6 protein-coding genes are annotated in these 12,038 nt (G+C 70.3%); 2 read left to right on the top strand and 4 right to left on the bottom strand.

Going from position 1 to position 12,038, the window contains the following annotated elements; all coding sequences use genetic code 11:
* Positions 1-9: 9 nt before the first annotated feature.
* The 4 genes from ACODS4_RS18025 to ACODS4_RS18010 form a co-directional block, all read right to left on the bottom strand.
* On the bottom strand, positions 10-237 hold the full coding sequence (locus tag ACODS4_RS18025) for a hypothetical protein (protein WP_488866090.1): 228 nt from the start codon (positions 235-237) through the stop codon (positions 10-12).
* On the bottom strand, positions 234-443 hold the full coding sequence (locus ACODS4_RS18020) for a hypothetical protein (protein WP_488866089.1): 210 nt from the start codon (positions 441-443) through the stop codon (positions 234-236). The genes ACODS4_RS18025 and ACODS4_RS18020 overlap by 4 nt, the downstream gene beginning before the upstream one ends.
* Complete coding sequence (locus ACODS4_RS18015) at positions 433-2,616, bottom strand: TonB-dependent receptor (RefSeq protein ID WP_488866087.1); 2,184 nt, start codon at positions 2,614-2,616, stop codon at positions 433-435. The genes ACODS4_RS18020 and ACODS4_RS18015 overlap by 11 nt, the downstream gene beginning before the upstream one ends.
* Before the next feature lie 156 nt (positions 2,617-2,772).
* Entirely contained in the window at positions 2,773-2,982 is a 210-nt protein-coding gene (locus tag ACODS4_RS18010) for an MbtH family protein (protein WP_488866085.1), read from the bottom strand.
* Between the two features lie 202 nt (positions 2,983-3,184).
* On the opposite strand from ACODS4_RS18010, the gene ACODS4_RS18005 reads away from it, so the two are divergent.
* On the top strand, positions 3,185-4,183 hold the full coding sequence (locus tag ACODS4_RS18005; protein WP_488866083.1) for a TauD/TfdA family dioxygenase: 999 nt from the start codon (positions 3,185-3,187) through the stop codon (positions 4,181-4,183).
* Positions 4,180-12,036, top strand: a complete 7,857-nt coding sequence (locus tag ACODS4_RS18000) for an amino acid adenylation domain-containing protein (protein ID WP_488866081.1) — start codon at positions 4,180-4,182, stop codon at positions 12,034-12,036. The genes ACODS4_RS18005 and ACODS4_RS18000 overlap by 4 nt, the downstream gene beginning before the upstream one ends.
* Positions 12,037-12,038: the final 2 nt, after the last annotated feature.

The following is a 12,038-nucleotide window of genomic DNA, read 5'->3' as shown; positions in this document are numbered from 1 at the left end:
TCGAACCGCTCACCGGCTCGGTTGCTTCGCGCTGGACGGCGCGGCTTTCGCCGGGGTGGCGATCCACAGGGCGACGAACCATTGGACCGTCCACAGGACCGGCCCGGCGACCATGACGCTGTGCAGACGCTCGGTCCCCGCCATGCCCGCCAGAGCGCACAAGCCGGACACCGCCGCCAGCGACAGCGGCAACCCCAGCAGCAGGCTGGCGATGGACGCCAGGATCGCGCGCCTCATCGCCGCCCCCGCGCGTCGGGGGATTCCCGCAGCAACGCGGTCAGCAGGCTGCCGGACAGCCCGATCTCCATCAGCGCCAGCGCGATCCCGGCCTCGGTCCCCACGCTGGGCAGGGCGACGGCCAATCCGCCGGTCTGAAGCGCCCAAAAGGCGCCCCAGACCAGCCGACGGGTCCGGCGGTCTTGCGGATGCCGCTTAGAAATCAAGGCTGAGACCGCCATAGACGGTGCGCGGCGCCCCGACCGACACACGGTAGGTGCCGCCCGACGCCGTCAGATAGGCCTTGTCGGTCAGGTTCTTGACGCCGAAATCGACGCGGACCTGCCGCTTGTCGCCAATCGGGATGTAGTACCAGGCCCCGGCGTCGACCAAGGTGTAGCTGCCCAGCTCGAACGTATGCTGCGCGTCGCCGTAACGGTTGCCGACCAGCGTCACGCCCGCGCCCAACCCCAGCCCCTTCAACGGGCTTTCCGGGTCCTTGAACTCATAGCTCGACCACAGGCTGGCGTTGTGCGTCGGCACGTTGGTCGGACGGTTGCCATCGACGGTTCGGTCGCCGCTGACCAGCTTGGCGTTGACCATGCCAATGGCGGCGCGAATGTTCCAGCCCTCCGTCGGGTTGCCGACCACCGACAGTTCGCCGCCGCGCGACCGCTGGCCGCCGGTCAGAACGGCCACGCCGTTGACCGTCTCCACCACGTTGTTCTGCTTGATGTCGAACAGCGCGCCGGTGACGAACAGCCGCTCGCCCATCAGGTTGATCTTGGTTCCAACCTCGTACTGGCGGCCCTTTTCCGCCGGAAAAACCTGGGTGTCGCCGTTGTAGAAATTGTGCGGCTGGAAGGTGTCGGCGTAGTTGGCGAAGAAGGACACATCCTCCAGCGCCTTCCACATCAGGCCGGCGGTCTTGGTCAGGTTGCCGTCCACCGGATAGGAACCGTTGGTGCTCCCCGCCCCCAACAGATTTTGCACCGAGGCGCTGCCCTTGGAATATTCATAGCGCGCGCCCAAGGTCAGGGTCAGCGCCCTGGTCAGGCTGATGTCGGCCTGGGCGAAGGGGCCGAAATCGGTCTGATCGACCTTGCGGGCGGTCCGCGCCGTCGGTCGGGCGCTGTCATCGACCAAGCGCCAGCTCAACGGGTTGGACGCGGTGCCGCCGGTCTGGTTGGACCCGACATAGTTGATCCAGCTTTCCCGCTGGTTGCGGTATTCGACGCCGGTGGCGAATTTCACCGGCAGCAGCGCCTCGAACTCGCCCTTCACCTGCACGCGACTGAAGAAGGTCCGCAGGTCGCGGTCGTCGTTGCCTTCCACCCGCCGAACCAAGGTTCCGTTGGTCAGAACGCTGCGGACTTCGGTGTGGATCTCATTGGTTTTTTCGCGGGCGTAGTACAGCTTGCCTTCCAGTTTCCAGGCTTCCGACCCCAGCGGAACCGACACGTCCAGCTCGCCCTGATGCGAGGTGGAATCGCGGTTGCTGAAAGTCGCGTCGTAGCGGGTGTTGCTGCCCGGATCGGTCACGCGGCGCAGACTTCCGGTGGTCGGCACGGTGATGAAGCCGCGATCCAGCGGGCGGCTGTCCTTGCCATACTCATAGCCGACCGTCACCGTGGCCCCATTGGCCCCCGCCCAGCTCAGGGTCGGCGCGAAGAACTGGCGTTGCACCAGGGTGGAATCGCGGAAACTGTTGCTCGCCTCGGCGCTGCCGACGACGCGGTAGGCGAACTCCTCCGACAGCGGGCCGGTGCTGTCGAACATCGTTTGGCGTTCGCCATAGGAGTCGACGTTCACCTCGATGTGGTTGCGCGGGGTCCAGCTCGGCTTTTTGGTGGTGATGTTGACCAGACCGCCGGGGGTCATCTGGCCGATGTCGGACACCGGACCCTTGATGATCTGGATGTTTTCCACCGTGCTGGGGTCGATGCGGCTGTTGCTCTTCAACCGGACGCCGTTGCGGTAAACGTCGTCGCGACGGCGGAAGCCCCGGATGATGTAATCCTCGCGCGTGCCGCCGTAACCGTCGTTGTTCACCACGTTGGGGAAGTAGCGGTAAACCTCCTCCATCTCGCGGGCGTGCTGGTCCTGCAACAATTGTTCGGGGATGACGTCGATGGTGCGCGGGATGTCGGTGACGTCGTTGGACAGGCGCCCGCCGACCTCGGTGACGCGGCTGTCGTAACGCGATTGCGGGGTGCCGCCGACCATCACGGAATCGAGCACAATCGGTTCAGCCGCCGCTGCGCCGTCCGTGGTCTGCGACAGGACCGGCGTGGCCATCACCACTGTTCCGCCCATCGCCATGGCCCCCAGCAGAGCGAGGCGCGACACCCCCGTCTTCGCCCAACGTCGTCCAACCGCGCCCATCACACCTGTCGTCATCAAACATCCCCCAAGACGTAAAGCCCGTGGCGCGCCGCGCCATTCATAAGCGAATAAGAGTCAGTCGCATTTATAGCGAGCGTTTCGACCCACGCCACGCTCAAAACACGCCCATGACCGCGCCGTCTTCCCCCGGACGGTCAGTCCGCCGGCCTTTTATGACGCGGCGTCCAGCGCCCGGCGCAAGCTGAGCGGGCGCATGTCGGTCCACACCCGATCAATGTGGGCCAGACATTCTTCCTTCGTGCCTTCAACGCCATCCCGGCGCCATCCCTCTGGAATCGGCTTGTAGCTTGGCCACAGGGAATATTGCTCCTCATCGTTGACCACGACGAGCAAGCGCTGATCCGCGTCGTCCCACGCCATATTCTCACCTCTTATGCGGGATGCGCGCGCCGCCGCGCGCTGTTTGCGATGCCCTGGACCATACAGAGGCACGCTCGAATTTCAAGATTGAAAATGATTCTTAGTCGCGCTAATGGTTTTTCCGCAACTGCGAATCATTTGCAAGTTTCTTAAAACTCTACTCATTCGCGCGTTCTGGAATTTCAGGGCGCTGGAGGTTGGCGTGGAAACTCTGGAAAAACTGCCCCTGTCCATCGAAATCCGCACATTGGGGCCGGGTCCCGGCGACGTGGTGGTGGTCGCCCCGCAGGGCGACGCCCCGCAACCGTTGGCGCTGTCCAACGCGATCGCCGCCGTCGTCGATCGCCATCTGCTGCGCGAGGGGGCCATTCTGTTTCGCGGGTTCGACATCCTTGGGGAACAGCCGTTCCAGGCCTTCGCGTCGGCGTTCGGCGATCCGCTGCTGGATTACCGCTTTGGCTCCACCCCGCGCACCGATCTTGGCGACGGGGTTTACACCAGCACCGAATACCCGGCCCATCAGGTCATCCCCCTGCACAACGAGCAGTCCTACACGCGCTCTTGGCCGCTGCGCTTGTGGTTTCATTGCGTGATTCCGGCGGAGGAGGGCGGCGAGACGCCCATCGCCGACAGCCGCATCGTGTATGACCGGCTGGATCCGGCCCTGCGGCGGCGCTTCGCCGAAAAGCGCCTGTGCTACAGCCGCAATTACGGCGGCGGGTTGGATGTTCCCTGGCAAAAGGTCTTCGCCACCGACGACCGCGCCACCGTCGAGGGCTATTGCCGGGACAACGGCATCGCCTGCGAGTGGAAGCCGGACGGCGATTTGCGGACCCGCCAGATCGTGCAGGCGGTGGCCGACCACCCGATCACCGGCGAGACCGTCTGGTTCAACCAGGCCCACCTGTTCCACGTCTCCAACCTCGACCCGGCGGTGCAAGAGGCGTTGATGAGCATCGCGGGCGATTCCTGGAATTTGCCGCGCAACGTCTTTTACGGCGACGGCTCCCCGCTGGAAGACAGCGCGCTTCAGGAGATTCGCGGCGTTCTCGACGCCTGCACGATCCGCTTTCCGTGGCGGGCGGGGGACGTGCTGATGCTGGACAACATGCTGTTCGCCCACGCCCGTTCGACCTTCCGGGGCAAGCGCAAGGTGTTGGTGGCGATGGCCCAACCCTGCTCGGAAGGAGCGGCCTCGTGACCCCGCCCAGCCTGCGGCGGTCGGCGCCGCTGGTGTCCGCCAACCAGCGGGCGCTGTGGTTCCTGCACCAGTTGGCCCCCGACGGCGTCGCCTACAACATGGCCTTCACCGGCCCGCTGCGCCCCGACGTCGATCCGCAGCGTCTGGAACGGGCTTACCGGCGCGTCGTCACCCGCCATCGGGCGCTGCGCACCGGCTATCGTCAAAAGGACGGGGCTGTCGAAGCCCACCTGTTTCCGGCGGAGCGCGCCGAATTCCGCCTTGCCGTCACCGCCCCGGCTTCGACGGACGAGGCTGACCGGGAGGCGGAAGTCTGGTTCGCCGAATTGGCCGACCAACCTTTCGCCCTGGACGACGGGCGGGTCTGCCGCCTGGGTCTGCTGCGCCAGACGGGGGCCGCGCCCGGCGCCCATCTGGCGGTGGTGACGCACCACATCGCGGGCGATCATTACGCCGTCGAACGCTTCGTCGAAGCCCTCGCCATCGCCTATGAGCGCGGGGAGGCGGACGCCGCCGCCGCCGATGACGATGACGACGGCTATGATTACGCCGACTGGTGCGCGGAGCAGGCCCGGCATCTGGAATCGCCGCGTGGCCGCGAGTCCCTGGCGGTCTGGACCAGCCTGCTGTCGCCGCTGCCGCCGCCGCTTGACCTGCCGACCGACCACCCCCGCCCCGATTCCCCCTCGTTCACCGGGGCGGAACGGGTGTTTGTCTGGGACGCCGACCGCTCCAATCGGATCGCCGCCACCGCCGCCGCGCTGAAAACCACGCCTTACGTCGTGCTGCTCAGCGCCTTCCAACTGTTCCTGGAGCGTTTGAGCGGGCAGAGCCGTTTCGTGGTCGGGTCGCCGGTCATGGGCCGCCATTCGGCCCAGCACCGCCGCGTCATCGGCTATTGCGCCAACCCGCTGCTGCTGCCCATCGACATGGCGGCGCAGAGTGATTTCGCCGGTCACGTCGCGCACAACCACGCGCTGCGCCGCCGTTTGATCCGGCACGAGCGCGTTCCCGTCGCCGCCGTGCTCGACCGGCTGGATCTGCCGCGCGACCGGGGGCGGATCGCCGTCGCGCCCTGCATGTTCACCTTCACCCGCCACCATGACCGCAAGTTCGCCCAATCCCTTGGGCTGGGATTCCGCGCCGCCGGGCAGCGCGGGGCGGCGCACGACCTGAATCTGGTGGTCAACGACCGCGACGGCGCTTACGTCGCCCATTGGCGCTACAGCGACGCGCTGTTCCGGCCCGAGACGGTGGACGCCGTCGCCGCCGATTTCGACAGTCTTGTCGACGCCCTGTGCGCGACGCCCAGCGCGCCCTACGCCGCCTTGACCGTTCCCGGCTGGACCGCCCGCCCGGCCCCCGGTCAGGACGCCCCTCCCGACACCGCTCTCGCCCGGCTGTTCCGCCAGCCCGACGACGCCCCTGCGATTCTGGACGGCGACGACGCCCTCACGCACGGCGCTTTGCGCCGCCAAGCGGCGGCGCTCGCCGACCGGATCGGCCCCGCCCAAAACGAAACGGAACGCGCCGACCGTTGCGTCGGCTTGCTGCTGCCGCGCGACGCCCGACAGATCGTCGGCATGATCGCCTGCTGGTTGGCCAAGGCGGCCTTCTTGCCGCTCGACCGTTCGCACCCCGCCGACCGCCTCGCCCGCGCGACCGCCGCCTGCGAGGCCGTCGTCGGGTTGGGCGCGCGCCCGGACTGGCTGCCGTCCGCCTGCCGTTGGATCGACGGCGCCGCGCCTGAGGAATCCAGCGGGCTGGAGACGCCAATCACCACGACGATCCCGATTCTCCACCCCCATCACACCGCCTATCGGCTTCAAACCTCCGGCTCCACCGGCGCGGCGAAGACCGTGGCGGTTGGCCATGGCGCGCTGGCCGCCTACGCCCACGCGGCGTGGGACCGGCTGGCCTTGCCGTCGGGGGCGGTCTGCGCCAGCCTCGCCGCGCCATCGACCGACCTTGGTTACACCAGCCTGTTCGGCGCGCTGCTGAACGGGGGACGGCTGCGCGTGCTGGACGAGGCGCTGGCCCTCGACGGCGTGGCGCTGGCCGAGCATCTGGCCCGCCATCCGGTGGATATGTTGAAGATCGTGCCGTCGCATCTGGCCGCCCTGCTGGCCATCGGCGGGGCGGCGCTGCTGCCCCGTCACACGCTGGTTCTGGGCGGTGAAAGCCCAGCGCCCGCGCTGCTCGACCGGCTGCGCGCTCTCCGCCCCGATCTGCGCATCGTCAACCATTACGGCCCGACCGAAACCACGGTCGGCGTCGCCGCCGACGCTCTGCGTCCCGGCGGCCCGGTCGCCTTGGGCCGCGCCCTGGACGGCAACCGGCTGCATGTTCTGGACGAGGCGCTGCGGCCCTGCCCGTCGGGCGCAATTGGCGTCCTGCATGTGGCGGGCGCGCAGGTGGCCTTGGGCTATCACGCCCGCCCCGCCGACACGGCGGCGTCCTTCCTGCCCGATCCCTTTTCCCCAACGCCGGGCGGGCGGCTCTACCGCACCGGCGACCGGGTGCGGCGGATCGGCGACCAGTTCCAATTTCTGGGGCGCGCCGACGGGCAGGTGAAAATTCGCGGCCACCGGGTCGAGCTGGCCGAGGTGGAAAGCCATCTCCAGGCCGCTCCCGGCGTGGTCGAGGCCGCCGCCATCCTGGTCGAGCGCGACGGGCACCGGCAAATCGCCGCCTTCCTGACCGGCGGGGCCGACATGGACGCGGCGCGCGGCTTCCTGCGCGACCGGCTGCCCGCCGCCATGACGCCGGACCATTGGCGCGTGATCGACCGTCTGCCCCGCGCCGCCAACGGCAAGATCGACCGGCAAGCGCTGGCCCGCCGCTTCGCCGAGGCGACCGCCCCGCATCCCACGTCAGAACCGGCGACCAACCCCGCCCCCGCCGCCGTGATCGAGCCGCTGCGCCGGATCTGGCAAGCCACCCTGCGCCGCGCCGACATCGGCGATGACCAGGGGTTTTTCACGCTGGGCGGCGATTCCATCCTGGCTTTGCAAGCCGTGGCCGCCGCCCGCCGCGCGGGCATCGTTTTCACGGTCCAGGATCTGTTCCGCGCCCCGACCCTGGCGGGCCTCGCCGCGCTGATCGCCGAGGCCGCGCCCGCCCAACCGCCGGAAAATCCGCTGTTGGAAACCCTGCGCGTGGTTTGGGGCGCGGTGCTGCGGCGCGACCGGGTGGCCGACGCGGATCATTTCTTCGCGCTGGGCGGCGATTCCATCCTCGCCCTGCAAATGGTGGCGGAATGCCGCCGTCGCGGCGTGACGGTGACGCCGCAGGATCTGTTCACGCAGCCGCGCCTGGACGCGCTGGCCCACCTCCTCGCCGAACGGGCGCCGCAGGCCGTGGCGCCGCCAAGCGCGGCGGTCGCGCCGGAGGAGCCGCTCTCCACCCTGCTCAGCCCGATGCAGCGCTGGTTTTTCGCCACCCAACCCGATCACCCCAACCATTGGAACCAGTCGCTGCGGCTGCGCGCCGACCGTTGGCCGCCCCCCGCCGATCTGGAACGGGCGCTGGCCTGGACGCTGGCCCGCCACCCGATGCTGACCACCCTGTACCGGCGCGAGGATTCCGGCTGGCGTCTCGCCCCGCCCGCCGCTCCAGCGTCCACGATCCTCGCCCATCATCGTTGCGCCGACGAGGCCGAGGAGATCGCCCTGTGCCACGCCGCCGAGCGGGGCCTGTCGATCACCCACGGCCCGATCCTGCGCGCGCTGCTTCTGGAGCGCGCCGACGCGCCGGACGGCGGCGCCCTGTTCCTCACCGCCCATCATCTGGCGGTGGACGGCGTGTCGTGGCGCGTCCTGTTGGGCGACCTGCGGCACGCTTGCGCGCGGCTGGCGCGCGGCGAACCGTTGCCCGCCGCCATCCCCGATCCGCGCTACCGGCGCTGGGCGGCGGAGCAGGCCCACGCGTTGGCGCGGGTGGAGGCGTCCAGCGCGCGCGCCCACGCCGACGCCATCCGCGCCCGCCGCCCCGAAGCCGTGGAATGGCGACCCGACGTCAACGCACCCGCCCTGTTGGAGCGGCGGGCCGTCGCCCTGGACCCCGTCGCCACGGCGGCGCTGCTGCGCGCCTCGACCGACGAACCGCGCGCGACCGTCCATCACCGCGTGCTGGCGGCGTGGCTGGCGGCGTGGCGGGACGTCACAGGGCGCGATTGGGCGCTGGTCGATGTCGAGGAGCATGGGCGCGACGAGCGCATGGGTGATTGCGTCGGCTGGTTCACCGCCCGTTTCCCGGTTCTGTTCGACCGGCTGCCGCGCGACCCCGGTCGCATCGCCGACGCCGTGCGGCGGACGCTGGACGCCATCCCCGCCCCGTTGCGCAGCCACGGCGCGGCGCTGGCCGCCGACGGCGTGCTGCCAACCGCCGAATGCTGCGTCAATTATCTGGGCGTGCTGGACGGCGGCTTGTCAGGGGGCGGCTTGTCAGATGGCGGCGACGACGAGGCCATCGCTGGCCTGCGTCTGGATTCCTGGCCGCTCGACTCCCTGCGCGCGCCCGGCAGCCGCAGCGTCAACGGCGTGACCGTTGACGCCTGGGTGACGGAGGGTCGGTTGACCGCCTCCCTCGCCTTTCAGGGCGGACGGTATGACGAATCCTTTCAAGAGCGACTGACCGCAGCCTTCCGCGACGCCCTGCGCCGCCACGACGACGCCGACGGCGCCCGCATCGCCGCCCAGATTCCCGCCGACGAAATCGAGGCCGTCTGGCCGCTGACCGCCGCGCAGCGCGGCATCCTCTTCCAATGCCTGTTGGAAGGGCGGCGCGACCTTTACCTCAACGCCACCGTGCTGGAGATCGGCGGGCCGCTGGACGCCGACCGCCTGCGCGCCGCCTGGGAGGCCGTCCGCCGCCGCCACGCCATCACCCGCGCCCACGCGGTGTGGGATGGTCTGGATCAACCCCGTCTCGTCATCCGCGCCAACGTCATCCGCGCCGACGCCGCCGACGCCCTGCGCGTGATCGACGTGACGGACGGCGACGCGGCGCTCGACGCGCTGATCGCCGAAGAAAAAGCGACCGGGTTCGATCTGGCCGCCGCGCCGCTGATGCGCTTCACGCTGGCGCGGCGCCCGAACGGACGCGGCTGGTTGATCTGGACGCGCCATCATCTGGTGGTCGATGGCTGGACCTCCGCCCTGCTGCTGGAAGAGCTTCTGGCGACCTACGCCGGGCAAGCCCCAACGCGCGCGGTTCCACCGATGACCCGCTATTTCGCGTGGCTGGAGCGCCGTCCAAGGGACGCGGCGCTGGCGATCTGGCGCGACCATCTCGCCGGTCTGGCCCCGCCGGACGCGCCGCCCCCCGCCCTCTCCGGGGATGGCGAGGCCGTCGCGCTGGAGTGGCGGGCGGGTCCGCCCCTGCTCCACGGGCTGCGCGAGCGCGCCGGACGCGCCGGGGTGACGCTGGGGACGCTGCTGCAATTCGCCTGGGCCGCCGCGATCGGCGCCCAGCGCGGACGGGACGACGTGGTGATCGGCGTCACCGTCGCCGGTCGTCCGGCGGATCTGCCGGACGTCGACCGCATGACCGGCGTCTTCATCAACAGCGTGCCGCTGCGCGCCCGCCTGAGAATGGCCGAGCCGATTGAGGATGGGCTGCGGCGGCTTCAGGACGACGCCGCGCCGCTGCGCGCCGCTCCCTTCACGCCGTTGGCCGACATCCAACGGGCGGCGGGCTTCGACGCCACGCGCCCGCTGTTCGACACGCTGCTGGTTCTGGAAAATTACCCGCTGCCCGCCATCGCCGGAACGGCGCTTCCCGCCATCGCCCTGCGCCGCGCCGACGAACGCAGCCATTTCCCGGTGACATTGCAACTGACGCCGGGGGACGACCTGCTCGCCCTGTGCCGGATCAACCCCGACCGCTGCGACCAACGCGACGCCGCCGCCCTGTTTGAGCGGTTCCAGGCGATGCTCTCCCGGCTGGCCGATGCGTCGGCGGCGGCTCCGACAACGCTCGACGCGCTGGCGCGGCGCAGCGCTCCCCCCGCCCTGTGGCGCGGCGCGTCCGGCCCATCCATCCCAGCCCACCCCGGCTGGTGGGTTGGCCGGGCGATCCTCGACCAGTCGGCCCGCGCGCCCGACGCGCTGGCCCTGGAAACCAGCGTCGGCCCGATGAGCTACGGCGCGCTGACCCGCAGCGCCCTGGCCCTGGCGCGCGGCCTGCGCAAACGCGGCGTCGGGCCTGAGGACCGCGTCGCCCTGCGGCTGGAGCGCGGCCCCGCCCTGGTCGTCGCCCTGCTGGGCGTGCTGTTCAGCGGCGCCGCCTATGTCCCCCTCGACCCCGCCCAGCCCGAAAGCCGGTTGGCCGACATCCTCGACCAAGCCAATCCCCGCCTGATCCTCGCGCGCGGCGACGGCAGCCAGAATGGGGAAGTCGAAACCGTCTCCCCCGACGCCCTCATCCGCGACGGGCGCGACGCCGAGGATGACGGTTGGCTCCCCGCCACACCCCACCCCGAACAGACCGCCTACGTCATCTTCACCTCCGGCTCCACCGGACGGCCCAAGGGCGTCGCCGTGCGTCACGCCGGTCTGTCCAACCTGCTGCGCGCCATGGCCGGGGTCTCGCCGCTGACCCCCGCCGACCGCTGGCTGGCCGTCACCACCATCGGCTTCGACATCGCCGCCCTGGAGATCTTCGCCCCGCTCATCACCGGAGCCGCCGTGGTGCTGGCCGACGAGACCGACCAGCGCGACCCCGCCGCCCTGCTCCGCCTGCTCGACCGCCACCGCGTCACCGTTTTGCAAGCCACCCCCGCCAGTTGGGCCATGCTCGCCGAACTCGACAGCCCGGCCTGGACCGGCCTGCGCGCCCTGACCGGCGGCGAGGCGCTGCCCGCCGCCCTCGCCGACCGCCTGTTGCGGCGCGGCGCGCGGCTGACCAACGTCTATGGCCCCACCGAAACCACCATCTGGTCCAGCGCCGCCCCGGTCGAAGCCGTGGCCGACGGGCAAAGCGCCGTCCCCATCGGCGGGCCGCTCGACAACACCAGCCTCTATGTCCTCGACGCCGCGCTCAACCCGCTGCCGCCGGGGGCGGAAGGCGAGTTGTGGATCGGCGGCGACGGGCTGGCGCGCGGCTACCACGCCCGCCCCGGCCTGACCGCCTCCGCCTTCCTGCCCGATCCCTTCGCCGCTGGCTCGCGGCCCGGCGCCCGCATGTACCGCACCGGCGATCTGGTCCGCCGGGGGTGGGATGGCGCCTTGCGCTTCGTCGGGCGCCGGGACTTTCAGGTCAAGCTGCGCGGCCACCGCATCGAGCTGGGCGAGATCGAAGCCGCCCTGCTCGCCCAGCCCGGCGTCGCCGCCGCCGCCGTCCGCCTGTGGGACGCCGGAACCGACGCCGCCTTCCTCGCCGCCTACGCCGCCGGAACGGCCCTCGACCCCGAGGCGCTGCGCCGGGGGATGGCCGACCGGCTGCCCGCCGCCATGATCCCCGCCAGCCTGCTGACGCTGGACGCCCTGCCGCTCAACCCCAACGGCAAGATCGACCGCGACGCCCTGCCCCGCCCCGGACGCCCCGCCGCCGCCAACCGCCAACCGCCCCAGGGCGACGTCGAACACTGGCTCGCCGCCCTCTGGCAAGACCTTCTCGGCGTTCAGGACGTCGCCCGCGACGATGATTTCTTCGCGCTCGGCGGAAACTCCCTCACCGCCACCCGACTCGTCGCCGCCGTGCGGCGGGAGTTCGGCGACGAGCTTCCACTGGCCGCCTTGTTTGGCAATCCGACCATCGCCGCCCTGGCCGCGCGCCTGCCGTCCACCGGACGGCGGCAGCGCGACGACGCTCTGGCCCTGATGGCCGACCTTTTGACGGATCTGGAATAAAT

The sequence above is a fragment of the Azospirillum sp. FG154 genome, assembly GCF_057809575.1.
The sequence above is the reverse complement of the archived record's forward strand: the minus strand, read 5'-3'. Positions and strand labels throughout refer to the sequence as shown.

Excerpts from the sequence above, each read along its gene's own strand:
- ACODS4_RS18025 (WP_488866090.1), bottom strand. The coding sequence starts at position 237 with ATGAGGCGCGCGATCCTGGCGTCCATCGCCAGCCTGCTGCTGGGGTTG.
- ACODS4_RS18015 (WP_488866087.1), bottom strand. The coding sequence starts at position 2,616 with ATGACGACAGGTGTGATGGGCGCGGTTGGACGACGTTGGGCGAAGACG.
- ACODS4_RS18010 (WP_488866085.1), bottom strand. The coding sequence starts at position 2,982 with ATGGCGTGGGACGACGCGGATCAGCGCTTGCTCGTCGTGGTCAACGAT.